The following is a 24,867-nucleotide window of genomic DNA, read 5'->3' as shown; positions in this document are numbered from 1 at the left end:
CGCGAGGACCATACCGGGCGTGGCGCTATGCCGCACTGACCTGGATCAAGCCGCGGACCTCCCGCGCCGCCCGGCCGCCGCGCCCGTCGCGACGTCGCGAGACCGGCGGCTCAGCCCAGGCCCAGCGCCTCGCGGGCCTTTTCCAGGCGCCGCTCGCGGGCGGTGGCGGCGATCCCGAGCAGGCCGCGGTCGCGCTGCCACAGCGCCGGCCAGGGCGCCGGCGTGGCGGCGAAGGCGGCGTCCAGGTCGGCGTGCAGCGCCTGGAACTGCGCGAACAGACCGGCCAGCAGCATGTGGCCGCCCGCCGCCGACGGGCACTGCCGCGCCCCTTCCGCGCAGCCGCCGAGCAGCGCGATCAGGCGCAGGCGCAAGGGTTCCGGCCAGCCGGCGTCGAGGCCGACGCCGTAGAGCCAGGCGACCAGGGCGGCGAGCACGTAGAGGTCCTCCAGGGTGCGGAACGGCTTGGCGTAGTCGCTCCAGCCATCGCCCGCCAGGCGTTCGCAATGAGCCCCCTCCAGATACAGCCGGGCGTGGCCGATGTCCGGCATCAGCGGCAGCGCCGGCAGGGCTTCGAGGCGCACCCCGGGGGAGCCGTTGCGCACCACGCAGAGCGCCAGCCGCGGCGCCTCGCCGGGAGCGTCCTCCCGCGCCGCCACCAGCAGCCAGTCGGCGGCGTCGGCGGCGCTGACGAAATCCTTGCGGCCGTTCAGGCTCAAGCCCTCCAGGCGGGTCTCCAGGTCCGCCGGGCGCAGGCTGCGCCGCTCGGTCACGCAGAAGGCGCCCAGGCTCGCCGGGGCCGAAGGCCACAGGGCGCGCAACGCGGCCTGGTAGCCGGCGAGGAAGGCCAGCCCCGGGGTCGCCGCCAGGCGTCCGCCGAGCAGCGCCAGGCGCAGCGGCGTGGCGTCGCCGGCCCGCGCGCGCAGGGCCGCGTACCAGTCGTCCAGGCGGACGGGGGCGAGGCGTTGGAGCGGGCCGAGCGAAGCCTGCCAGGGCATGGTGGGGTTCCTCCTCAAGGGGCGGTCACTGTCACACAAGCATCACCGCCGCGTCACCGGGCTGACACCGGCGCGGCCTAGGCTGAGCTTGCACAACGAGCACGACTGACTGCAACCGGGAACGCGCCGGCCAACGGAGGCCCTCCATGACCCAGATCGCCCTCACTCACGACGCCGTCGTCCGCCTGGAAAAACGCCCGCGCCGCCTGCGCGCCGAACGCCTGGAGGGCGTCGCCGCCCTGCGCGAGGCCCAGGCCCTGCGCTTCCGGGTGTTTAGCCGGGAGTTCGCCGCCACCCTCAAGGGCGCCGAGTTCGGCCTCGACATGGATGACTACGACCCCCATTGCGAACACATCGGCGTGCGCGACCTGGGCAGCGGGCAACTGGTGGCCACCACGCGCCTGCTCGACCACCGCGCCGCCGCCGACCTCGGGCGCTTCTACAGCGAGGAAGAATTCAGCCTGCACGGCCTCGCCGGCCTGCAAGGCCCGGTGCTGGAGATCGGCCGCACCTGCGTCGACCTCGACTACCGCAACGGCGCCACCATCGCGGTGCTCTGGGGCGAACTGGCGGAGGTGCTCAACCAGGGCGGCTACCGCTACCTGATGGGCTGCGCGAGCATCCCCATGCAGGACGGCGGCATCCAGGCGCGGGCAGTGATGCAACGCCTGCGCGACGGCTACCTGTGCACCGAGCACCTGCGCGCCGAGCCGAAGAACCCGCTGCCGGCATTGAACCTGCCGGACAACCTCAGCGCCGAGCTGCCGCCGTTGCTCAAGGCCTACATGCGCCTGGGCGCGAAGGTCTGCGGCGAACCCTGCTGGGACCCGGACTTCCAGGTCGCCGACGTGTTCATCCTGCTCAAGCGCGACGAGCTGTGCCCGCGCTATGCCCGCCACTTCAAGGCCGCCGTGTGAAGCTGCGCCGCCCGGCACGCCTCGCCCGGCTGTGCGCCGTGCTGCTGCTGGGCATCGGCCTGGCCGCAGTGGCCGGTCTCCTGGAGCGCCTTACCCGCGACCCGCGGCTGCGCCCGCGCCTGACCCGCTGGTTCCTCGCCCGCCTCGCGCGCGCCCTGCCCATGCGGGTGCGGGTCCACGGGCAGGTGCCCCGGGAGCCGATGCTGTGGGTCGCCAACCACGTGTCCTGGACCGACATCCCGCTGCTCGGCGCCCTGGCGCCGCTGGCCTTCCTGTCCAAGGCCGAGGTGCGCGCCTGGCCGCTGGCCGGCTGGCTGGCGCAACAGGCCGGCACCCTGTTCATCCGCCGCGGCGCGGGCGAAGGCGCCCTGCTCGGCCCGCGCCTGGCCCAGCACCTGCGCCAGGACCGCGCGCTGCTGATCTTCCCGGAAGGCACCACCACCGACGGCAACGGCCTGCGCACCTTCCACGGACGCTTGCTGGCCTGCGCTCTCGAGGCGCAACGAGCGCTGCAACCGGTGGCGATCCGCTACCGCCGCGGGGACGGAGCGGACCCCCTCGCGCCCTTCGTCGGCGACGACGACCTGGTCAGCCATTTGCTGCGCCTGTTCGAAGCGGACGTCGGCGAGGTAGACATCCACCTGCTGGCGCCGATTCCCAGCCAGGGCCTGTCGCGCAACGAACTGGCGGCGCGCGCCCAGGCGGCCATCGCCGAGGCCCTCGGCCTCAGCGCGCCCGCCCTGCGCAAAGCGGCCTGACGGCCAGGGCCGACACCCGGCGGAAAAGCCGCCGCCTCAGGCCTGCGGCGGCACGCAGAGGATGTCGCCGGCGCCTTCCTTGAGCAGCGCCGTGGCCAGGCCGCCGAGCATGGCTTTCTTCAGGCTCAACTGGCCGTGGGTGCCGATCACCAGCAACTGCGGGCGCAACTCCGCCTGGGTGCGCCGCACCACCTCCAGCGGGGCGCCTTCGCTCACCCGCAGGCGCTCTTCGGGGAAGTTCGCCTCTTGCTCGGCGAGGAAGGTCCGCAGCGCCCGCGCGGCGCGCCGCTCGGTCTCGGCGACGTGTTCGCGCATCTGCGCCTGATCGATCCCGGCGTAGAGCATGAAGCCCTTGGCGAAGGGCTCGAAGGCATACAGCACCCAGCTCCGGTAGCGTTCCAGCAATCCCAGGTCGCGGCTGCGACGCAGCGCGGCGGCCGAGGTCGGCGACAGGTCGAGGGCCAGCAGCAGGCCGCGGTAGTCCTCCTCGGCCGGCCCGCTCACCCGCAGCACCGGCAGGCGCGCGCGGCGCAGCACCCGTTCGCCGGTGGTGCCGACGAACGCCTCGCGGGCGGCGCTGGGCCGATGGCGGCCGAGCAGCACCAGGTCGACGCCCAGCTCCAGGCTCATCTCGCCGATGCAGCGCTCGGCGTCGCCGGCGCATACCAGCACCCGCGGACGGCGGCCGCACAAGGTTTCGAGGCGGTCGACCCGCGCCAGCAGCAGTTCGGTGATCTGCGCCACCTGATGCTCCAGCACGCTCTCCGGATAGTCTTCGTCCACCACGTGCAGCAACGTCCAGTCGCAGCCGAAGTCGCGTACCAGGCGTACCGCACGCAGGATGGCGTGCTCCGAGCGCGCGGACAGGTCGGTGGCGACCAGCAGACTGTTCATCGGCGGCTCCTCCGCATGAAAAAACCGGCATTCCAGCGCAACGCGCCGCCTCGGCCCTTGATGCATGTCAATCCGCCGGGCCGCGCCGGCGGACGCGCCGCGATTCCCGCCCGGCGCGCCATCCCGCTATACTCGGCGGCTTTCCCGATCAGCCGCGAGTAAGGGTCCCGCCCCCATGGACAAGACCTATCAGCCCCACGCCATCGAGACGTCCTGGTATCAGAACTGGGAGTCCCGTGGTTATTTCGCCCCGCAAGGCGCCGGCGAGCCCTACACCATCATGATCCCGCCGCCGAACGTCACCGGCAGCCTGCACATGGGCCACGGCTTCAACAACGCGATCATGGATGCGCTGATCCGTTTCCGCCGCATGCAGGGCCGCAATACCCTGTGGCAGCCGGGCACCGACCACGCCGGGATCGCCACGCAGATGCTGGTGGAGCGCCAGATCGGCGCCCAGGGCCTGTCGCGCCACGACCTCGGCCGCGAGAAATTCCTCGACAAGGTGTGGCAGTGGAAGGCCGAGTCCGGCGGCAACATCAGCCGGCAGATCCGTCGCCTGGGTTCCTCGGTGGACTGGTCGCGCGAGCGCTTCACCATGGACGCCGGTCTCTCCGAGGCGGTCAAGGAAGCCTTCGTGCGCCTGCACGAGGACGGCCTGATCTATCGCGGCAAGCGCCTGGTCAACTGGGACACCAAGCTGCACACGGCGATCTCCGACCTGGAAGTGGAAAGCCACGACGACAAGGGCCACCTCTGGCACCTGCGCTATCCGCTGGCGGACGGCGCCAGGACCGCCGAGGGCGCCGACCACCTGGTGGTCGCCACCACCCGCCCGGAAACCATGCTCGGCGACGCCGCGGTGGCGGTGAACCCCCATGACGAGCGCTACCAGGCGCTGATCGGCACCTTCGTCGAACTGCCGCTGCTCGGCCGGCGCATCCCGATCGTCGCCGACGACTACTGCGACCCCGAGTTCGGCACCGGCTGCGTGAAGATCACCCCGGCCCACGACTTCAACGACTACGAAGTCGGCAAGCGCCACGGCCTGCCGCTGATCAACATCTTCGACAAGAACGCCGCGGTGCTGGCCACCGCCCAGGTGTTCCGCCTCGACGGCAGCGTCGATACCGACTTCGACGGCAGCCTGCCGGCCGAATACGCCGGCCTGGATCGCTTCGAGGCGCGCAAACGCATCGTCGCCGCCTTCGAGACCCAGGGCCTGCTGGAGAAGATCGAGGACCACGCGCTGAAGGTGCCCAAGGGCGACCGCTCCGGCACCGTCATCGAGCCCTGGTTGACCGACCAGTGGTACGTTTCCACCAAGCCCCTGGCCGAGAAGGCCATCGCCGTGGTGGAAAGCGGTGAGATCCAGTTCGTGCCCAAGCAGTACGAGAACATGTACTTCAGCTGGATGCGCGACATCCAGGACTGGTGCATCAGCCGCCAGCTCTGGTGGGGCCACCGGATTCCCGCCTGGTACGACGAGGCCGGCCAGGTCTACGTCGGCCGCGACGAGGCCGAGGTGCGCGCCAAGCACGGCCTGGGCGACGCGCGCCTGCGCCAGGACGACGACGTCCTCGACACCTGGTTCAGCTCCGGCCTGTGGACCTTCTCGACCCTCGGCTGGCCCGAGCAGACCGAGGCGCTCAAGACCTTCCACCCCACCGACGTGCTGGTCACCGGCTTCGACATCATCTTCTTCTGGGTCGCCCGGATGATCATGCTGTCGACCCACCTGACCGGGCAGATTCCGTTCAAGACCGTGTACGTCCACGGCCTGGTGCGCGACGGCCAGGGGCAGAAGATGTCCAAGTCCAAGGGCAACGTGCTCGACCCGCTGGACATCATCGACGGGATCGGGCTGGACGCGTTGTTGGAAAAACGCACCAGCGGCCTGATGCAGCCGAAGATGGCCGAGAAGATCGCCAAGCAGACCCGCGCCGAGTTCCCCGAGGGCATCGCCAGCTACGGCACCGACGCATTGCGCTTCACCTATTGCTCGCTGGCCTCCACCGGCCGCGACATCAAGTTCGACATGGGCCGCGTCGAAGGCTACCGCAACTTCTGCAACAAGCTGTGGAACGCCGCCAACTTCGTCATCGAGAACACCGATGGCCAGGACACCGGCGTGCATGACGAGACGGTGGAGCTGTCCTCCGTCGACCGCTGGATCATCTCCCACCTGCAGCGCGCCGAACGCGAAGTCACCCGCCAACTCGACGCCTTCCGCTTCGACCTGGCCGCGCAGGCGCTCTACGAATTCGTCTGGGACGAGTACTGCGCCTGGTACCTGGAACTGGTCAAGCCGGTGCTGTGGGACGAGAACGCGCCCATCGAGCGCCAGCGCGGCACCCGCCGCACGCTGATCCGCGTGCTGGAAGTGATCCTGCGCCTGGCCCACCCGTTCATGCCCTTCATCACCGAGGAAATCTGGCAGCGCATCAAGGCCCAGGCCGGCAAGCAGGGCGACACCCTGATGCTGCAACCCTGGCCGGTGGCCGATGAGGCGAGGATCGACGCCGCCGCCGAAGGCGACATCGAGTGGGTCAAGACGCTGATGCTCGGCGTGCGGCAGATCCGTGGCGAGATGAACATCTCCATGGCCAAGCGCATCGACATCATCGTCGCCAACGCCTCGGACACCGACCTGCGCCGGCTGAACGACAACGCGCCGCTGCTGAACAAGCTGGCCAAGCTGGAGTCGGTGCGCGTGCTGGGCGCCGGCGAGGAAGCGCCGATGTCCGCCACCGCCCTGGTCGGCGACATGCAGGTGCTGGTGCCGATGGCCGGGCTGATCGACAAGGCCGCCGAGCTGGCGCGCCTGGACAAGGAAATCCAGCGCCTGGACGGCGAAGTCAAGCGCGTCGGCGGCAAGCTCGGCAACCAGGGCTTCGTCGCCAAGGCGCCGCCCGAGGTGATCGACAAGGAACGCGCCAAGCTCGCCGAGGCCGAACAGGCCCTGGCGCGACTCGCCGAACAGCGCGGCAAGATCGCCAACCTGTAACGCCAAAAGCCCGGGCCCGCCCGGGCTTTTTCATGGCGCCCCCACGCCGGCGGCGTGGTGGATGAAAAAAGCGTCATCCACCCTACGGGACGAACAGTCCGCGGTCGCGGTTCTCGCCCCCCGTAGGGTGGATCACGCTCCACCGATCCACCGGATGGCCCCCCGCGGCATTTCTCGCCAGGTCGTGCTTTTCCGAATGACGCTCCCGCGATCACCTTCGGCGTCGGCGGGTGGTGGATGAAAAAAGCGTCATCCACCCTACGGGACGAGCAACCCTCGATCGCGGTTCTCGCCCCCCGTAGGGTGGATCACGCTTCACCGATCCACCGCTCCCTTCACCTACACCTCCTTGCACGCCATCCTCCTCCGGCAGGCTGGCACAGGGGGCACTACACCCGGTCGCCCGGGGCTGGCAGGATAGGCGCGCGTCGCCGCCCCGCTGGGGCGCGGCGTGATCCACCCGTTCTTCGCCAGCCGCCATTGCACCCTGCGCCGCCGGGCGGCACGTCTCTACCCTTGAGCGCCACGGATACCCGCCATGCAGACCAGCAAGACCCGCACCAGCTTCTACCGCCGCCTCTACGTCGCCTGGCTGATCGACAGCGGCGCGGCCACCAGCGTGCCGGCGCTGATGAGCGCCACCGGCATGCCCCGACGCACCGCCCAGGACACCCTCGCCGCCCTCGCCGAGCTGGACATCGACTGCGTCTTCGAACAGGACGCCGGCGAGCGCAACAACGCCGGCCACTACCGCATCCGCGACTGGGGGCCGATCGATCGCCAGTGGATCGCCACGCATTTGCCGCACATCAAGCACACCCTCGGCTATCCGTGACAGGCTGCGAGCGACGCCTTACCGAGGGGACGGGATGAATCCGCAATTGATCTGGGTGCTGACCCTGCTGGCCGTCGCCGTGGCGCTGTTCGTCGCCAACCGGCCGCGGATGGACGTGGTGGCGCTGCTGGTGATGGTGATCCTGCCGCTGTCGGGAGTGATCGACGTGCAGGACGCCCTGGCCGGCTTCAGCGATCCCAGCGTGGTGCTGATCGCCGCGCTCTTCGTTATCGGCGAGGGCCTGGTGCGCACCGGCGTGGCCCTGCGCCTCGGCGAATGGCTGGCACGCCGCGCCGGCAGCAGCGAGACGCGCTTGCTGGTACTGCTGATGCTGGCCGCCGCCGGGCTCGGCTCGGTGATGAGCTCCACCGGGGTGGTGGCGATCTTCATTCCGGTGGTGCTCAGCGTCGCCTCGCGCCTGCGCATTTCGCCGCGCCGGCTGATGATGCCGCTGTCGGTCGCCGGGCTGATCAGCGGCATGCTCACCCTGGTGGCCACGGCGCCGAACCTGGTGGTGCACAGCGAGCTGCGCCGCGCCGGCTACGAAGGCCTGGGGTTCTTCGCCGTCACCCCGTTCGGCCTGGCGGTGCTGGCCCTGGGCGTTGGCTACATGCTGCTCACCCGCCGCTGGCTCGGCGGCACCAGCCCCAAGGACGACGCGCGCCAGGCGCGGCGCACCTTGCTCGACCTGGTCCGCGACTATCACCTGGCCGGCCGCGAACGGCGCCTGCGGGTGAGCGCCGACTCGCCGCTGCTCGGCCGGCCGTTGCAGGAGCTGCACCTGCGTACCCTGCATGGCGCCAACGTGGTGGGCATCGAGCGGCAATACCGCTTCGGCCGCGAAGTGCTCAGCCCCAGCGCCAGCACCGAGATCAAGGCAGGCGACGTGCTGCTGCTCGACCTCTTCGCGCCCCTCGAAGACCTCCACGCCCTGTGCCGGCAGCTCGGCCTGGAGCCGCTGCGCCTGCGCGGCAGCTACTTCACCGACCAGTCGCGGGAGGTGGGCATGGCCGAAGTGACCCTGCCGCCGGAGTCCACGCTGATCGGCAAGACCCTGCTGGAGCTGGCCTTCCGCAGCCAGTACGGGCTCAACGTGATCGGCCTGCGCCGGGAGCGCGAGCCCCTCACCGGGGCGCTGGTGGAGGAACGCCTGCGCTTCGCCGACACCCTGCTGGTGATAGGCCCGTGGAAGGCGATTCGCCAGTTGCAGACCCAGCAACGGGATTTCCTCGTGCTGAGCCTGCCGGCCGAAGTGGACGAGGTGGCGCCGGCCGCCAGCCGCGCGCCCTTCGCCCTGCTGGCCCTGGCGCTGATGGTGCTGCTGATGATCGGCGGCTGGGTGCCCAACGTGCTCGCCGCGCTGATCGGCTGCCTGGTGATGGGCGCCTTCCGCTGCATCGACATGGACAGCGCCTACCGCTCGATCCACTGGCAGAGCCTGATCCTGATCGTCGGCATGCTGCCGTTCGCCCTGGCCCTGGAGAAGACCGGCGGCATCGAGCTGGCGGTGGCCGGGCTGGTCGGCCTGCTCGGCGACGCCGGCCCCTATGCGATCCTCGCCAGCCTGTTCGCCCTCACCGCGCTGATCGGCCTGTTCATCTCCAACACCGCCACCGCGGTGTTGATGGCGCCGGTGGCCATCGCCACCGCGCAGCAGCTCGGCGCCTCGCCCTACCCCTTCGCGATCACCGTGGCCCTGGCCGCCTCGGCAGCTTTCATGACGCCGATTTCCTCGCCGGTGAACACTCTGGTGCTGGGCCCGGGCCAGTACCGCTTCGGCGACTTCGTGAAGATCGGCGTGCCCTTCACCCTGCTGGTGATGCTGATCAGCGTGCTGATGGTGCCCTGGCTGTTCCCGCTGTACTGAGGCGCGGCCGCTGCCGCCGGGCGCGCGGCTGTGGGAGAATGCCGGCCCGCCCCACTCGACCGATCCCGCTATGTCCAGACCCCGCGGCGGCGCCCCGCGCCCCACGCCTCCCGCCGAACGCCCGGCCACGCTGCACCCGCGCAACCGCCACCAGGGCCGCTACGACTTCCCCGCGCTGATCGCCGAAAGCCCGGCGCTGGCCGCCCACGTGATCCTCAACCCCTATGGCAAGCCGAGCATCGACTTCGCCGATCCCGAGGCGGTGAAGGTGTTCAACCGCGCCCTGCTCAAGCGCTTCTACGGCATCGCCCACTGGGACATTCCGCCCGGCTACCTGTGCCCGCCGATTCCCGGCCGCGCCGACTACCTGCACGGCCTGGCCGACCTGCTCGCCGAGGATCGCCAGGCGGGCGCCACCGCGGCCGGGCACCCGGCGCGGTCCCTCGAGGCGACGATCCCCCGCGGCCCGGCGGTGCGCGTGCTGGACATCGGCGTCGGCGCCAATTGCATCTACCCGCTGATCGGCCATTGCGAATACGGCTGGCGCTTCGTCGGCGCCGACATCGACCCGCAGGCGCTGGACTCGGCGCGGGCGATCGTCGCCGGCAACCCCGGGCTCGACGGGGCCATCGAGCTGCGCAGGCAAGCCGAACCGCGGCACCTGTTCAAGGGCCTGCTGGAGACCGGCGAGCGTTTCGACCTGAGCCTGTGCAACCCGCCGTTCCACGCCTCCCTCGACGAAGCCACCCGCGGCAGCCAGCGCAAGTGGCGCAACCTCGGCAAGCTCGATCCGCGGCGCAGGCTGCCGCTGCTCAATTTCGGCGGCCAGGGCGCCGAACTCTGGTGCGTCGGCGGCGAAGCCGGGTTCCTGCAACGGATGATCGACGAAAGCGTCGCCTACCCGACCCAGGTGCTCTGGTTCAGCAGCCTGGTGTCCAAGGCCGGCAATCTGCCGGGGGTGCTGGCCCGGCTGCGCGCCGCCAAGGCCCGTGAAGTGCGCACCCTGGACATGGCCCAGGGGCAGAAGCAGAGCCGCTTCGTCGCCTGGACCTTCCTCGACGCCGAGCAGCGCCACGCCTGGCACGCAGCGCGCCAGGCGCTGTAAGCCAGGAGACGGGATCGGTCAGGGCGCACGGATCGAAGCCCCCTGGGGCCCTTCGTCCGGCGTAAGCCCCTTCGCCGGGATGCCAGCCCTTCCGCCCGCCGCTTTCGGGGAACTCCATGCGGGCGATCACGCCGGCCGCGCCTGTCAGGACGGCGGCGTTTCTCGTTCCAGCAGGCGGCGCTTGCGTTCCACCCCCCAGCGGTAGCCGGACAACTGGCCATCGCTGCGCACCACCCGGTGACAGGGAATGGCCACCGCCAGGCGGTTGGCCCCGCAGGCACGGGCCACGGCCCGCACCGCGCGGGGCGCGCCGATCCGGGCGGCGATGTCCGCGTAGCTCGCCGTGCTGCCCAACGGAATCTCGCGCAGCGCCTGCCACACCCGCTGCTGGAAGGCGGTGCCGCGCACGTCCAGCGGCAGGTCCAGGCCCAGCGCCGGCGCCTCGATGAAGCCGACCACCAGCGCCACCAGCCTCTCGAACGGCGCGTCGCCGCCGACCAGTTCGGCGCGGGGAAAGGCATCCTGCAGTTGCCGCAGCAACGCGTCCGGGTCGTCGCCCAGCAGGATCGCGCACACCCCCCGCGCGCTCTGCGCCACCAGGATCGAACCCAGGGAGCACTCGCCCAGGGCGAAGCGGATCGCGGTGTTGCTGCCGCCCGCGCGGTAGTCGCTGGGGGTCATCCCCAGCAGCGCGTCGCTGGCGGCGTAGAAGCGCCCGTTGGAATTGAATCCGGCGGCGTAGAGGGTTTCCGTCACCGAGGCGCCCTTTTCCAGCCCCGCCCGCACCGCGCGCCTGCGCCGGGCGTCGGCGTAGGCCTTCGGGGTCAGGCCGGTGATCGCCTTGAAGATCCGGTGGAAATGGTAGGGGCTCACGCCAGCCGCGGCGGCCAGTTCGGCCAAGCTCGGCGGCTGCTCCGCCGCGTCGATGCGCCGACAAGCCTCGGCCACCCACTGCGCGCGTCGCGCCGCCACCTGGCCGCGGTCGGCCGCCGCGCGCCGGCTCGGCCGGTAACCGGCCGCCTCGGCCTGCTCGGCGCTGTCGAAGAACTCCACGTTCTCCGGGCGCGGCAAGCGCGCCGAGGCGCTGGGCCGGCAGTACACGCCGGTGGTCCGCACGGCGTAGACGAAACGGCCGTCGGCCGCCGGGTCGCGCGCCAGCACGGCGTGCCAGCGCGGATCGGCCTGGACGGCGGCGGCATCGCCTGGAATCGGGGATCTGGATGAGCGCATGGCTGCTCCGCAAGGGTGGAAGGGCATCGGAGGCCAGGTTAGGCCGGGCCGTCCGGCGCCGCACTCCGCCTGTTGCGCTCGAATTCCGTGGGGGTCGCCGGGACCCGCCAGAGGTACCAGGCGGCAACGGTGCGATGGGGTCGCCAGGCGGCGCCGATCTCGATCATCCGCTTGCGCGTGGGTTGCCGCTCCAGGCCTTTCAGCCGGCGATAGCCCTCGCGCACGCCGAAGTCGTCGGCGGGCAGCACATCCATGCGTTCCAGGCTGTAGATCAGCAGCATTTCCACGGTCCAGCGGCCGACGCCGCGCAGGGGCAGCAGGCGTTCGATGAGCGTTTCGTCGTCCAGGGTCGCGGCGACCTCGCCGCTGGGGATGATCCCGCTCAGGCGGGCCTCGGCGATGCCCAACAAGGCCAGTGCCTTGTTCGCGGAGAACCCGCACCCGCGCAACCCCTCGGCGCCGAGGGCCAGCAGTTGGGCGGGAGCGGGAAAACCGCCGCCGGGCGTCGAGGCCAGCAGGCGCCCGAGCATGGCATCGCCGGCGCGGGCGTGCAGTTGCTGGTAGGCGATCGCCCGCGCCAGGGCCTCGTAGGGTTCGCGGGACGGCTTGGGCGCATGGGCGCAGGGGCCGACCGTGCGCACCAGCCAGGCCCAGTCCGGGTCCAGGTCGGCGAGGAACGCGCTGGCCTGGCGGTAATCCGCCTCGCCGCCCATCCGGGCGGTCATCGGCCGCTCCCGTGGCCGGGTGTCTTCGCACCCAGGCGCGGCGCGCCGGGGTGAGGCAGGTACGGGGTCGACCGGGAAGGCATCGAGCGGGAACGCGGGTCGGTCATCGGAGGAGTCCGGGCGGCGGGGACGACATGCAAGGGAGGGTCGGGGCCGGCCCTCCGTTCGATGCAGCCTAAAGCAAGACGCCGCTCCCGGCACCCCGTTCCTTGCGGCGAAGCGCACCGGCGGCGCGGCGTACGCCGGAGGAAGCCCGGGTACCTGTCCATGGCGGCCGCCATGCCCCTGGACGACGAGCCGGGGCGCCGGCTTGTCGGGCCGCTTTCCGATGGGGTAGGGTTAGGCCCTGGCCCGGAACCCCCGGCCCGCTTTCCCGGTAACCCTCCATGCCTCGATCCGCAGCGCTTTCCGCTTCCGCATCCACGCCCGCCACGGCCGTGATCGCGAACGTCGCTGCGCGCATCGACGCCCTTGCAGGCGCCCTCGCAGGTACCCATGCAGGTGCTCTCGCCTGCGCCCTTTCCCCACCCCCGCCTGTCGATCCGCCGGCCGCTCCGCGCGGCTGACCCGATCCCCTCCGGTCTTTCCAGGCGACGCCCCCGCGGCCGTCGTTGCCGGAGCCCCGTCCTTTCGACAGGTACCTTCCCATGTCCTTTAGCAAACTCGCGTCCGCCCACGGGACGACCCTGCTGTTCGTGCTGCTCTGGAGCAGCGGGGCGATCTTCGCCAAATGGGGGCTCGACCACGCGTCGGCCTTCGCCTTCCTCCTGCTGCGCCTGGCCCTTGCCCTGGTCGCGCTGCTGATCATCCGCCGTTCGCCGCGGCGCTGGCTGCCCGAGCCGGGCACCCGCTGGCGGGTCGCGCTGACCGGCCTGTCGCTGGTCGGCGGCTACCAGATCGGTTACCTGCTGGCCCTGGACCACGGCATCACCCCGGGGGTGCTCGCCACCCTGCTGGGCGTGCAGCCGATCCTCACCCTGCTGCTGTTCGAGCGCCGCTATTCCTGGCGCCGTGGCCTGGGCTTGGCGCTGGCCCTGGGCGGCCTGACCCTGGTGGTGTGGCAGAGCATCGGCCTGGCGCGGTTTTCCCTGGCCGGCATGCTCTGGGCCCTGCTCGCCCTGCTGGCCATGACCTTCGGCGCGATCCTGCAGAAAGGCCTGAGCCAGCCGCCGCTGCGGGTGCTGCCGCTGCAGTACGCGGTGAGCCTGCTGCTCTGCGCGGCCTTCGCGCCCTTCCAGCCGCTGCACGCCGAGGCGAGCCTGGGCTTCATCCTGCCGCTGCTGTGGCTGGCCCTGGTGATCTCGGTGGCGGCGACCCTGCTGCTGTACCGGCTGATCCAGGCCGGCAGCCTGGTCAACGTCACCAGCCTGTTCTATCTGGTGCCCGGCGTGACCGCCCTGCTGGACTATCTGCTGCTCGGCAATCCGCTGTCAGGCCTGAGCCTGCTGGGCATGGCGGCGATCCTCGGCGGCCTGGCGCTGGTCTTCCGCACCGGCTGACGCGCCGCCGTGGCGCCCTGCCGTTGGCTTCGAGCGCCTGGGCGTGGCTGGGTTGGGTCGTCCCAGGGCCACCCGCGAAAAGTGCTGCACTCGGCGCTGCGGGCCGGCTGGGAAGACTGGTTTTTGCGCCGCGTGGACCAGCCGGCCGCGCCCTTCGCGCTCCCTAAAAAGGCCCCCAGGCCTTTGCGACCAAGGCGGCGAAGGACAGCACGAGCAGCCCACCGATTATCCAACGATCCCGCGGATGCCCGCCTGGAGGCGTGCGCTCGACCAGGTTGTTCAGGAACGCCGGCGGTTGCGGCCGGTGGACAGTACCTGGATTGGCAAGCGCCTGACGCTCGTGGCGGCGGAACGCGAACAATGCGCGCGCCTCTTGGTAGCGCCGCGAATGGAGCATCGCCAGCGCCAGCAGCGGCATCGCCAGCGCCGAGAGCTCCCACAGCCCGACGCCGCCCGGGACATCGAACAGGGCGCGCCCGATCAGCACCGTCGACGACGCCATGAAGCATGCCAGCAGCAGGGCCACCAGCGGCCAGAGAAACAGCCGGAAACCGCGTACCATGAGCACTTTGCACACCACGATCACCTGTCCTAGGGCGAGGGGAATCAAGACGTCCGCCGCGCCGTAGCCGCTCCCCGGCACCAGCCATCCGCGCAGGAAGCGGCCCACCAGCACGCAACTCCCCGCCAGGCTGAACAGCGTCAGCAACAGGGAACAGAAGAACAGCGGAAAATAACGCATCAATAGCGTAGCGAGCGGAATTTCCAAATGGTTTCTCACTGTTCTACCGCCAAACCAATTAATAACTTAACAGACCCGGCATAGGTACTCCCCGCCACTGACAGGCTAGCCGCAACAGCATCAACGATGAGGGATCGAGTAGTTGCCCTTAGTTGGGGAGCAGAATAAGCTCTAGGCAACTGATTCATAGTTTGTCTCATTTTCAAAGTTTGCAAACTCATATTAGGGTGTTGAATTTTCAACATTTCCCTTGTCAGCTTGTAACGCTCATGCTTATTGAGACCGTCTAAAATAGATCGCCAGCCCCTCCCCGTACTATGCTTCAATATTATAAGTTGCCGCCCCAACGAAGCATAACTGCCAGCAGCAGATGCTAATGACAAAGAATCCAAACATAACATAGTATTGGTATACCAATCCTCGCTATCTAACCAGGTATTGAATCCTGAGTCTCCTATCGCCTCCTGGTAAGTTCTAAGCCCACCGGCTAAGCATTGAGCTGTACTGGCCGCAGCACTAGCCATTCCTAAATACATTAAAGCTGTGCTTGTTCCCATTGTGAATGGCGTGCCTACACCGCCAGCTATCATAGCCAGCCATGATACAACGGCACCAGTACAAGAAAGAGACATACTTATTGCCTCCTTTATGACTCTTGACTCTCGAGCACTATTTGAAATTTCCGCCACTACCTGAGATACAGGAGCAGAAACACTCACTTCACGTATGATAATATTTTTTGGCGCCCGACTGCAGATAGAACGAAACTCACGCAATCTATATACCTGGTAATCGGAGTCAATATAAATCACCCCAGAACCAATCAGCTCAGGATCTTTATCTATAGCAGAAAACAAAGGCTCCATGCGGAAACGAGCATCTATTTTCTGACGCTGAAACTGAGCATTTAGAGATGTCTCAAAACCCAGCATACATCAATCCCCAGAATATTAACGATAATAATCATACATCAATGCTCGATACCAAATAGTGAGCCAATTCAAAAACAGCAATAACATTTAACCTTCTTCTAGGCTTAAGGATGGCCTGAAGTAGCCATGTATTTCTAGCCGATTTCAGTCCCGCCGTTTTGAAAGCTGTGAGCAGCAACTGCGCTTACTCAGCTTCTTATATGTGCTGCGGCGAGCGGCGATTTGCCAGATGACATCATGTCCTTCATGTTCAGGGCGTTTCTCGACGCCGCGGCAACCTGCATCGGCACCGACCACGTTTTCCTTCCCATGCAGCAGCCTGTCAACCTGAGTGATGTCCGCCACGTTCGCCGCTGTGCCCACACGGTGTGCACTAGGCCCGACTCATCATCAACACCGATGTGCGCCTTCATACCGAAGTAGTACTGGTTACCCTTCTTGGTCTGGTGCATCTCTGGATCGCGCTTGCCGTCCTGGTTCTTGGTCGAACTGGATGCATGGATCAGTGTGGCGTCGACGATGGTGCCCTGGCGCAGCAACAGCCCCTTGTCACTCAGGTAGCCGTTTACACGCCTAGAATCCGACCGCCAGCCCATGCCTCTCCAGCAGCCGACGGAAGTTGAGAATGGCGTTTCGCCCGGCATGCGCTCCAGGCTCAGTCCGGCAAACTGGCGCAGGATGGTCGTCTCGTATAACGCTTCTTCCATCGCCGGATCGCTGTAGCCAAACCAGTTCTGCATCAAGTGCGCCCGCAGCATCGCCATCAACGGATACGACGGACGACCGCTTTCACCCTTGGGGTAGTGCGGCTTGATCAGTGCAATCGAACCCTTCCACGGCACGACCTGATCCATCTCGATCAGGAACAACTCCTTGCGGGTCTGCTTGCGCTTGCCGGCATATTCGGCGTCGGCGAAGGTCATTTGCTTCATCGGCAAACTCGATGGGTAGAATCCGGATATTTTGCCAAAATCAGAAAGTCTTCTTCAGGGTTTCCTTAGGTTTCACAGACCCGATAGCGGCTATCCAGCGCGCTGTAGCCCATGCCCACCGACTTGTGCACCCTGAGTTGCACCGGGATGCGCTCCTTCAGCGCCTCCACGTGGCTGATGATGCCGATGGTCTTGCCGCTGGCGTTGAGGGCGTCCAGGGCGTCCAGGGCGATTTCCAGGGTCTCGCCGTCGAGGGTGCCGAAGCCTTCGTCGAGAAACAGCGAGTCGATGCTGGTCTTGTGGCTGACCAGGTCGGACAGCGCCAGGGCCAGGGCCAGGCTGACCAGGAAGCTTTCGCCGCCGGACAGGGTACGGGTGTCGCGGGCGACGTCGCCCTGCCAGGTGTCGATGACTTCCAACTCCAGTTCGCCGGCGTTGCGCCGCGCCAGCTGGTAGCGCCCGTGCAGGCGCTCCAGGCGCCGGTTGGCCAGGTGGATCAGGTGATCCAGGGTCAGCCCCTGGGCGAACTTGCGGTACTTGGCGCCGTCCGCCGAGCCGATCAGGCCGTTGAGTTGCGACCAGCGCTCGTGCTCGCCCTGCCGCTCGACGAGGGCGGCGAACAGCGCCTGCTGGTTCTGCCGCCGCGCATCGTCGCCCTGGAGCTGCGCGCGGATCTCGCCCTGGCGCTGGGTCAGGGTCCGGGCCTGGGCGTTCAACCCTTGCAGGCGTTCGTCCAGTTGCTCGGCGGACAAGGGGGTCGGCGGCGCGGCGGCGAGCGCGGCCAGGGCCTGATCGGCCGCGGTGCGCAACGCCTGGGCATCGCCGAGGGTGCGCTGCAGGGCGTCCTTGCGGGTTTGCAGCGCCAGGCGCTCGGGTTCGTCCAGGCAGGCGGCGAGGAAGGCCGCTGCGTCGGCGAAGGGGCTGGCGGCCAAGGCGTCTTGCCAGACCTGCGCGGCCGCCTGGGCTTCGCCGTGCTGGCGTTCCAGGGTCCGTTGCAGGGAGCGCTGTTCCCCCTGCAATTGCGCATCACGCCGCTCGGCCGCGAGCAGTTGTGCTTCGGCGCCGGCCAGGGCCTGCGCGGGCGCCTCGGTATCCGTGGCCGCGCCAGGGGACGCGGGGCGGCCCGCCTCGGCCCAGCGCCCATGCCAGCGTTCGGCCTGCTGGCGCGCGGTCTCCGCCTCGGTGTCCAGCCGCACCTGGCGCTCGGCCAGGGACTGCAAACGGTCCCGGGCCCGTTGCCAGGCCTCGGCGTCCGCTTCGCGCTGGCGCAACCAGCTCTCGCCCTCGTCGGGCAGGGCGTAGCCGAGTTCCGCCAGTTCGCCGGCGAGGGCCTCCTCGATCCGCTGCTGCTGGGCCTGGGCCGCCTGCACCTGGCGGGCGAGCTCGTCCAGCCCGGCTTGGGCCAGCGCCTGGGCATTCTCGGCCTGGACCTGGGCGCGCAGTGCCTCGGCCTCGGCGGTGGTGGCGGCCTGCAGCGTGGCGCGCGCCGCTTCCAGACTCCGCTTATGGGCGTCGAGGGCTTCCAGGGTGGCCTGCGCCGTCGCCAGCGCCTCGGCATGCCGCGCGCGGTACGCGGCGAGCGCGTCGTCGTCGGCGAGGGACAGGTCGAGCGCCCGGGTTTCCCGCTGCCAGGCCTGGTCGAGCTCCGCGCTCTGCTGGCGCCCTTCGTCGAGCTGGGCGGCCAGCTGCCGGACCTGCTCGTCCAGGCGCTCCGCCTCGCCCTTCAACTCCTGGCCGCGCTCGCCCAGGGTCTCGCGTTCGGCCTTGGCCGCCTCCAGCTCGCGCCGCGTCGCGGAGACGTCCAGCGCCGCGTAGGCGGCGATCGCCGGATGGTCCTGGGCGCCGCACAGGGGGCAGGCCTCGCCGGGCCGGAGTTGCGCGCGATAGTGTTCCAGGGCCTGGATGCGCTGCTCCTGTTCGAGCAGCTTTTCCTTGTCGCGGACTTGCTGCTGCACCGCCCGATAGCGCTCGCGCAGGGTCGCCAGTTCGGTGTTCTTCGCCGCCTGCTGGCGTTGCCGCTCGGCCAGGGCCGCTTCGCGCCGGGCGAGCGTCGTCTCCAGCTCGCGGCGGCGCTCGCCGAGTTGCTGCAGGCGCTCCAGGGCTTGCCCACGGCCGTGCAGGTCCTGCCAGTCGGCGCGCCAGTCCGCTTCGCTGCGCTCGCCCAGGGTGTGCCGCCAGTCCCGTTGCAGTTCGGCCTCGGCATGCCGTGCCGGCTCCAGCGCGGTACGCGCACCGTCCAGGGCGCGCTGGCGGGCGGCGAGCGCCTCGCCGGCGGCGTGCAGGGCATGGGCGGCGTCGCGCTGGCGGGCCTGGAGGCCGGCGATCGTCGCCGTCCCGGCATCGCGGGCGGCGAAACGGTTGCGCCAACCGCTGAGGCGTTCCAGCAGCAGCGCCTGCTGGGGCTGATCGGCGAGCTGGCTGTGCAAGGCCTGGCGCTGCCGGTCCAGGTCCCGCGCCGCAGCCTGTGCGGCTTCCGCGAGGCGACCCGCGGCCGCTTGCGCGCGCCCCAGGCTGGCGCGGGCGGTTTCGCCGACCCGCTCGCGCTCGCCGAGCAGCTCGTGGAGCCTCCGCTGGGTCGCCGCCCCTTCCCGTTCGGCGGCCTGCCACGCGCGATGCAGCGGTTGCAGGCGCGCCGCCGGCGCGCTGGCGGCGAGCCGTTGCAGGTCATCGGCGGCCTCGGCCAGTGCCTGCCCGGCCAAGCGTTCGTCCTCCGCCGCGGCGCGCTGGCGCGCCTCGCCGGCGGCCAGGTCGGCGCGCCACTGGCGCTGCGCCGTGGCCTCCGCCAGTTGTTCGCGCAGCGCCGTCTCTTCTCGCTCCAGGCGTTCGCGTTCCTCGAGCAGGGCCGCGCGTTGTTCGTCGCCAAGCAGCTCCACCCCTTCGGCGCGGGCGCGCAACTGGTCCAGCGCTTCGCGCACCTCGCGGGCGCGCTCGAACACGCGCTGGGAGATCCGCCCGTAGATGTCGGTGCCGGTCAGTTGCTCCAGCAGCTCGGCGCGGCTGCGCGCATCGGCCTCGAGGAACGCGGCGAAACCGCCCTGGGCCAGCAGCATGGAGCGGGTGAAACGGGCGAAGTCGAGCCCGGTCAGGCGCTCCACTTCCCGCGGCTTGTCGCCGAGGCGGTCGCAGATGATCCGCCCGTCCAGGTGGGCCAGCTCGGCCTTGGCCGGTTGCAGCGCGCCGTCGGCCTTGTCGCGGGCGCGACGCTGGCTCCAGAAGGCGCGATACCCCTGGCCGCGCACCTCGAACTCGACTTCCGCCAGGCAGTCGGCGCAATGCCGGGTCATCAGTTCGTTGCTGGTGGCGGAGAGCACGTTCATCCGCGGCGTACGGTGGTAGAGCGCCAGGCAGATGGCGTCGAGCAGGGTGGTCTTGCCCGCCCCGGTGGGTCCGGTGATGGCGAACAGGCCGTTGTCGCGAAAGGGCTCGGCGGTGAAGTCGATCTTCCATTCGCCCTTGAGCGAATTGAGGTTCTTCAGGCGCAGGGAGAGGATTTTCATGGGCCACGGGCTGCGGGGAAAGGCGCCTATCCTAGCCCAAGCCGGTGGACGCCGGGGCCGCCGCGCGCGACGGCCCGGCGGGCTTCAGGGGGTGAACACCGCGCGCAGGCAGCCCTCGGATTTCTCCTTGAACAACCGGTAGCCTTCCGGGGCCTGCTCGAGGCTCATCGGGTGGGTGAGCAGGTAGGCGGGGTCCAGCTCGCCCTTGCGGATGTGCTCGAACAGCCGCTCGGCATAGCGCTGCCCGGGTTGCTGGCCGGAGCGCAGGGTCAGCGCCTTGTTGACGATGGCGCCCATCGGGAACTTGTCCAGCAGCCCGCCGTAGACGCCGATCACCGACACCGTGCCGCCCTTGCGGCAGGCGCGGATGGCCTGGCGCAGCACGTTGCCGCGCTCGGTGTGCAGGCGCAGCATCTGCTTAGTCTTGTCGTAGGCGTAGTCCAGCTCGGTGCCGTGGGCCTCCATGCCCACGCAGTCGATGCAGCGGTCCGGGCCGCGCCCGCCGGTGAGCTCCAGCAGCGCCTCGTGCACGTTGGTGGTCTCGTAGTTCAGCGGGATCGCCCCGGCCTTGCGCTCGGCCAGTTCCAGGCGCTCGGGGAAGCGGTCGATGCCGATCACCCGTTCCGCGCCGAGCAGGTAGGCGCTGCGGATCGCCATCTGGCCCACCCCGCCGCAGCCCCATACCGCCACGGTGTCGCCCGGCTGGATATCGGCGATGTCGGCGGCGTAGTAGCCGGTCGGCGCGGCATCGGAGACGAACACCGCCTGCTGGTCGCTGACCCCGTCGGGCACCTTGAACAGGTTGACGTCGGCATAGGGCACGCGCACGTAGGTGGCGTGGCTGCCGGCGTAGCCGCCGAAGGCGTGGCTGTAGCCGATGATTCCGCAGCACGGCTGGCCGTAGGCGAGGTCGGTGGCTTGCGGGTTCGGGTTGGAGTTGTCGCAGCAGGAGAAGTCGCTGCGCTTGCAGTGCTCGCAGTCGCCGCAGCCGATGATGGAAATGCTGATCACCCGGTCGCCCTTGGCGAAACCGGTGATCGCCGAGCCGGTCTCCACCACCTCGCCGAGGAACTCGTGGCCGATGATGTCGCCCGGCTTCATCGCCGGCACGTAGCCGCCCAGCAGGTGCAGGTCGGAGCCGCAGACCGAGGACATGATCACCCGCAGGATCACGTCGCGCGGGTTGACGATGCTCGGGTCCGGCACGGTGTCCACTTGCAGCCGGTTGGGGGCTTGCCAGGTCAGGGCTCTCATCGTGCGCCCTCCCCGACGAAGGCCGAATCCGGCCGCTCCCGGTTCAGGCCGGGTGCGTCGTCCGGGTCCTCGTCCTGGGGCTGTCGCGCGCGCAGGTCGGCCGAGGGCACTTCGCCGGTTTCCAGGAACTGCTTGAGCCGGCGCAGCTCGCGCAGCAGCGCGTGGCCGGAAACCCGGCCCAGCAGCGCGGCCGCGGCATAGCCGGCGCGGCCGGCCGGCGGTTCGCAGGCGAGCACCGCCTTGATCTCGGTGCCGCGTCCATGGGGCGCATCGCCGAAGGTCAGGGTGCAGCGGTGCGGCAGCCAGCGGGTTTCCTCGGTGACCCACACCAGGCGTTCGTCCTGGCGGCTGTCCTCCAATCGGCTGATCACCTGGAAGGTCTTGCCCAGCGGAGCGCCGAAGGTCCAGCGCAGGCGCCCGTCCTCGAGGGTCTCGATCGCCTCCACGCCGGCCAGGACCGGGGCCAGCCGGGCGGGCTCGGCGAGGCAGGCATAGACCTCGCTGCGCGGCTTGGCGATGGTCACGCTGCGGCTCAGCGCTTCGATGTTGCTCCAGCCGTATTGCTGCTGAAGGCGACTTTCCCAGGGTGTCGGGTTGAGGGCGCGTTTCACCCGGCACCGGCCGCTGGCGCCGCGCCAGGCGAGCAGCGCGCCGAGGCCGGCCTGCACCAGGCCGGCGGCGCCGCCGTCGCGCAGGCCGTTGAACAGCAGGGCGCTGCCGCCGAGCAACGAAAGGGTACGTTCGGCACTGCCCAGATCGGGCCCGTGCAACTGTTCCTGGGCCACGCGGGTGGCGGACAGGGGCTCATCGAATTCGGACATCGGGTTCTCCTTGCGAACGGGGTCTCAAGGAGCTGACTGGCGCGCGGGAAGGGCCGTTCAGCTTAAAAAACGTACAACCGACGAACGCGACGCCTCAGTCGGGCAATTCGCTGAGGACCTGCCGGTAGAGCTGCTGCAACGCCTGGCGCTGGGGCTCGTCCAGCGCCTCGCCGGCCAGGCGCTGGGCGAACACCTCCTGCGGGCCGAGTTCCTCCAGGGTCACCGCCTGGGGCGCCAGGGCGGCCTTGTCGCGGCCGCGCTCGCGGCGGATGCGCAGCACTTCCACCGGCAGCCCTTCGTGCAGCGTGGCCAGGGGTGTGGCCAGGTCCGCCAGGTAGTCGTCGCCGACCACCGTCACGTCCAGCCACACCGGCCGCTCCGGGCTGCCGTCGGCGGCCGCCGCGCGCAGCGCCGGGCCGAGCTCCGCCAGGTTGCCGCGCAGGCTCCGCATGGGCTGGAAACAGGGTACCGGCAGCGGCGTCACAGCGCGCAGCCCATTGGCGTCCAGCTCGACCAACAACACTTCCTTGGCCTGCCGCGCCTCGTCGAAGCCGAGGGGGATCGGCGAGCCGCTGTAGCGGATGTGCTCCAGCCCGCCGACCTTCTGCGGCCGGTGGATATGGCCGAGGGCGATGTAGGCCGCCGGCGGGAAGGCGTTGGTGGGGAAGGCTTCCAGCGCGCCCACGTAGATTTCCCGCACCGATTCGCTGGCGCTGGCGCCGACGGTGGTCAGGTGGCCGCTGGCGACGATGGGCAGCGCCCCGCCCAGGGCCTCGCGGCGCGCCTCGGCCAGGGCATGCAGCGCTTGGTAATGGCCCTGGATCGCCTGTTGCAGGGACAGTTGCTTATCGGCGGCGCTGTCGCCGGCGCGGCTCCTCAGCAGGTCGCGCGGGCGCACGAAGGGGATGCCGCAGAGCAGCGCGCCGGGCTGCCCGTCGCGCCGATGCAGCACCAGCAACTGGTCGTCCAGGCAGTCGCCGACCGCCGGGATCACCCGGGCATTGAGCCGGGCGAACAACGTCTTGCTCTCGCCGAGGGTCGCCGCCGAATCGTGGTTGCCGCCGAGGATCACCAGCTCGGCGCCGGTGTCGCGCAACTCGACGATGAAGTGGTTGTACAGCTCGCGCGCATAGCTCGGCGGCGAGCCGGTATCGAACAGGTCGCCGACCACCAGCAGCGCGTCCACCGCGTGCTCGCGCACCTGCCCGATCAGCCAGGCGAGGAAGGCACGGTGCTCGGCGAGGCGGGTCTTGCCCATGAAATGCTGGCCGAGGTGCCAGTCGGAAGTGTGCAGCACACGCATGAAGGAGTCCTCGAATGTCGGCGACGGCCGGCGAATCGGTCGAACGCTCGGGCGATGGGCCGGGTCGGATCACTTGGGGGCGATCTACCAGCCCGATCCTTTTGGCCTTGGAACGAGCGGAGCCAGCATGAAGATGCTCAACGACGTGAAGATGTTCGTAAAAGCCCACCTGTGGCTGATCCCGATACTGGTGATACTGGTCGGGGTGTTCTTCTGGGCGTTGGCGCCCGCGCCGCCGTCGCACCTGACGATGGCCACCGGCGGCGAGGGCGGAGGCTACCACGACTTCGGCAAGCGCTTGCAGGAGCGGCTGAAACGCGAGGACATCGACCTGCAACTGGTGCCCACCAGCGGCTCCCTGGACAACCTCAAGCGCCTGCTCGACGGCCAGGTGGAAATCGCGCTGGTGCAGAGCGGCACCGAGCAGATTCTCAACGACGGCGACCGCGGCCGCCTGCACGGCCTGGGCGCCATGTACCGCGAACCGCTGTGGCTGTTTCAGCGCAGCGGCCTGGGCATCGACCGGCTGTCCGACCTGGCCGGCAAGCGCGTCGCCATCGGCGTCGACGGAACCGGTACCCAGGCGGTGGTGAACAGCCTGCTGGAAGCCAACCAGATGCAGAACGATGCCGCCTGGCAGGCCATCGGTGGCCGCGACGCGGCGGATGCGCTGGTGCGCGGCGACGTGGACGCGGCCTTCTTCGTCGCCCCGCCGCAGAACGCGCTGATCCGCGACCTGGCGGCCAGCGATCAGCTGCAACTGGTGAGCTTCCGCCGCGCCGCCGCCTATGAGGCGCGCTTCCCATTCCTCTCTTCGGTGAATATCCCGGAAGGCTTGCTCAACCTGGCCACCAACAGCCCGGACCAGGATGTCATCACCCTATCGCCGATGGCGACCCTGGTGGCCAATGGCAACCTGCACCCGGCGCTGACGCCGATGATCCTGGAGGCCGCCCGCGACGTGCTCAAGGAAGGCAACATGCTGGACGAGGCCAACACTTTTCCCAAGGCCGACCCCATCACCTTCACCCTGACCAAGGAAGCCGACAACTACTACCGCAACGGCCCGCCCTACCTGCAGCGCTACCTGCCGTTCAAGATCGCCTCGCTGGTGGATCGCTACATCGTCCTGCTGATTCCCTTCATCGCGATCCTGCTGCCGCTGTTCAAGTCGCTGTCGCCGCTCTACGAATGGCGGGTCCGCTCGCGCATCTACAAGTGGTACCGCTACCTGCACGAGATCGACGACAAGATTCACGCCGGGATGATCCGCAGCGCGCTGGAGGACGAAATCCTCGCCTTGCAGGCGGTGCAGGACGAGCTCAGCCAGGTGGAAGTGCCGCTCTCCTACTCCCACGAGCTGTACGAGTTGCACCTGCACGTGCGCTACGAGATGACCCGACTTCGCGGCATGCAGCAGGAAATGGACGCCCACCCGGACACCCCGCCGGTGATCTGAGGCCAGGCCGCCGTTGCGCCCGGCGTCGACCCGCGTTCCGCGGGAGGCGCCGCGGCGCTTGACCCTCTTCCCCATGGCTCGGGTTAAACTGGCCG

Annotated in this window: 19 protein-coding genes and 1 pseudogene; 8 read left to right on the top strand and 12 right to left on the bottom strand. The window is 69.3% G+C overall.

The window, feature by feature from the left end; genetic code table 11:
* Nucleotides 1-110: 110 nt before the first annotated feature.
* Nucleotides 111-995, bottom strand: coding sequence for an acyl-CoA dehydrogenase family protein (locus tag OGL92_RS15800; RefSeq protein WP_263145169.1), 885 nt, complete (start codon nucleotides 993-995; stop codon nucleotides 111-113).
* 146 nt (nucleotides 996-1,141) lie between these two features.
* Between OGL92_RS15800 and olsB the strand changes: the two genes are divergently transcribed.
* Complete coding sequence (olsB, locus tag OGL92_RS15795; RefSeq protein WP_263145167.1) at nucleotides 1,142-1,912, top strand: L-ornithine N(alpha)-acyltransferase; 771 nt, start codon at nucleotides 1,142-1,144, stop codon at nucleotides 1,910-1,912.
* Nucleotides 1,913-1,914: 2 nt separating this feature from the next.
* Nucleotides 1,915-2,670, top strand: a complete 756-nt coding sequence (locus OGL92_RS15790; RefSeq protein ID WP_276584002.1) for a lysophospholipid acyltransferase family protein — start codon at nucleotides 1,915-1,917, stop codon at nucleotides 2,668-2,670.
* Between the two features lie 36 nt (nucleotides 2,671-2,706).
* Here the strand turns inward: OGL92_RS15790 and OGL92_RS15785 are convergent, their stop codons facing one another.
* Nucleotides 2,707-3,564, bottom strand: coding sequence for a universal stress protein (locus OGL92_RS15785; protein WP_263145164.1), 858 nt, complete (start codon nucleotides 3,562-3,564; stop codon nucleotides 2,707-2,709).
* A 175-nt stretch (nucleotides 3,565-3,739) separates the two neighbouring features.
* Here OGL92_RS15785 and OGL92_RS15780 point away from each other — a divergent pair, with 175 nt between their 5' ends.
* The 4 genes from OGL92_RS15780 (at nucleotide 3,740) to rlmF (ending at nucleotide 10,378) form a co-directional block, all read left to right on the top strand.
* Entirely contained in the window at nucleotides 3,740-6,571 is a 2,832-nt protein-coding gene (locus OGL92_RS15780; RefSeq protein ID WP_263145163.1) for a valine--tRNA ligase, read from the top strand.
* Nucleotides 6,572-7,109: 538 nt separating this feature from the next.
* Entirely contained in the window at nucleotides 7,110-7,406 is a 297-nt protein-coding gene (locus tag OGL92_RS15775) for a winged helix-turn-helix domain-containing protein (RefSeq protein ID WP_263145160.1), read from the top strand.
* A gap of 34 nt (nucleotides 7,407-7,440) precedes the next feature.
* Nucleotides 7,441-9,273: an SLC13 family permease gene (locus tag OGL92_RS15770; RefSeq protein ID WP_263145158.1), complete on the top strand. Its 1,833-nt coding sequence runs from the start codon at nucleotides 7,441-7,443 to the stop codon at nucleotides 9,271-9,273.
* 70 nt (nucleotides 9,274-9,343) lie between these two features.
* The gene (gene rlmF, locus OGL92_RS15765) at nucleotides 9,344-10,378 is read left to right on the top strand and encodes a 23S rRNA (adenine(1618)-N(6))-methyltransferase RlmF (RefSeq protein ID WP_263145155.1); all 1,035 of its coding nucleotides are present in this window, start codon (nucleotides 9,344-9,346) and stop codon (nucleotides 10,376-10,378) included.
* Nucleotides 10,379-10,522: 144 nt separating this feature from the next.
* On the opposite strand, the gene ada is transcribed toward rlmF, so the two are convergent.
* Nucleotides 10,523-11,608 carry a bifunctional DNA-binding transcriptional regulator/O6-methylguanine-DNA methyltransferase Ada gene (gene ada, locus OGL92_RS15760; RefSeq protein WP_263145152.1) on the bottom strand — a complete coding sequence of 362 codons (1,086 nt, stop codon included), beginning with the start codon at nucleotides 11,606-11,608 and terminating at the stop codon, nucleotides 10,523-10,525.
* 38 nt (nucleotides 11,609-11,646) lie between these two features.
* Nucleotides 11,647-12,333, bottom strand: coding sequence for a DNA-3-methyladenine glycosylase 2 family protein (locus OGL92_RS15755; RefSeq protein WP_263145150.1), 687 nt, complete (start codon nucleotides 12,331-12,333; stop codon nucleotides 11,647-11,649).
* A 647-nt stretch (nucleotides 12,334-12,980) separates the two neighbouring features.
* Between OGL92_RS15755 and OGL92_RS15750 the strand changes: the two genes are divergently transcribed.
* Nucleotides 12,981-13,832, top strand: a complete 852-nt coding sequence (locus OGL92_RS15750) for a DMT family transporter (protein WP_263145147.1) — start codon at nucleotides 12,981-12,983, stop codon at nucleotides 13,830-13,832.
* Between the two features lie 163 nt (nucleotides 13,833-13,995).
* Here OGL92_RS15750 and OGL92_RS15745 read toward each other — a convergent pair whose 3' ends face one another.
* The 8 genes and pseudogenes from OGL92_RS15745 to sbcD all read right to left on the bottom strand — a co-directional run bounded on the left by OGL92_RS15745 (nucleotide 13,996) and on the right by sbcD (nucleotide 23,313).
* Nucleotides 13,996-14,601, bottom strand: coding sequence for a hypothetical protein (locus tag OGL92_RS15745; RefSeq protein ID WP_263145144.1), 606 nt, complete (start codon nucleotides 14,599-14,601; stop codon nucleotides 13,996-13,998).
* Between the two features lie 8 nt (nucleotides 14,602-14,609).
* Nucleotides 14,610-15,506 carry an NAD synthetase gene (locus OGL92_RS15740; RefSeq protein WP_263145142.1) on the bottom strand — a complete coding sequence of 299 codons (897 nt, stop codon included), beginning with the start codon at nucleotides 15,504-15,506 and terminating at the stop codon, nucleotides 14,610-14,612.
* Nucleotides 15,507-15,650: 144 nt separating this feature from the next.
* The gene (locus tag OGL92_RS22225) at nucleotides 15,651-15,851 is read right to left on the bottom strand and encodes a hypothetical protein (protein WP_346659501.1); all 201 of its coding nucleotides are present in this window, start codon (nucleotides 15,849-15,851) and stop codon (nucleotides 15,651-15,653) included.
* Nucleotides 15,852-15,928: 77 nt separating this feature from the next.
* Nucleotides 15,929-16,360 (bottom strand): annotated as a pseudogene (locus OGL92_RS22220) (transposase); the annotation flags it as partial.
* Between the two features lie 143 nt (nucleotides 16,361-16,503).
* The gene (locus tag OGL92_RS15730) at nucleotides 16,504-19,935 is read right to left on the bottom strand and encodes an AAA family ATPase (RefSeq protein ID WP_263145138.1); all 3,432 of its coding nucleotides are present in this window, start codon (nucleotides 19,933-19,935) and stop codon (nucleotides 16,504-16,506) included.
* 84 nt (nucleotides 19,936-20,019) lie between these two features.
* Nucleotides 20,020-21,189, bottom strand: a complete 1,170-nt coding sequence (locus tag OGL92_RS15725) for a zinc-dependent alcohol dehydrogenase (RefSeq protein WP_263145136.1) — start codon at nucleotides 21,187-21,189, stop codon at nucleotides 20,020-20,022.
* A complete protein-coding gene (locus tag OGL92_RS15720; protein WP_263145133.1) occupies nucleotides 21,186-22,010 on the bottom strand; it encodes a cyclase/dehydrase in 825 nt (274 codons plus the stop codon). The genes OGL92_RS15725 and OGL92_RS15720 overlap by 4 nt, the downstream gene beginning before the upstream one ends.
* Before the next feature lie 94 nt (nucleotides 22,011-22,104).
* Nucleotides 22,105-23,313, bottom strand: coding sequence for an exonuclease subunit SbcD (gene sbcD / locus OGL92_RS15715; RefSeq protein ID WP_263145131.1), 1,209 nt, complete (start codon nucleotides 23,311-23,313; stop codon nucleotides 22,105-22,107).
* 127 nt (nucleotides 23,314-23,440) lie between these two features.
* Here sbcD and OGL92_RS15710 point away from each other — a divergent pair, with 127 nt between their 5' ends.
* Complete coding sequence (locus tag OGL92_RS15710; RefSeq protein WP_263145129.1) at nucleotides 23,441-24,772, top strand: TAXI family TRAP transporter solute-binding subunit; 1,332 nt, start codon at nucleotides 23,441-23,443, stop codon at nucleotides 24,770-24,772.
* Nucleotides 24,773-24,867 lie beyond the last annotated feature (95 nt).

The organism is Pseudomonas sp. RIT-PI-AD (assembly GCF_025642785.1).
GTDB lineage: Bacteria > Pseudomonadota > Gammaproteobacteria > Pseudomonadales > Pseudomonadaceae > Pseudomonas_T.
Note: the sequence above shows the minus strand (reverse complement) of the source record. Positions and strands in the feature narration are given on the sequence as shown.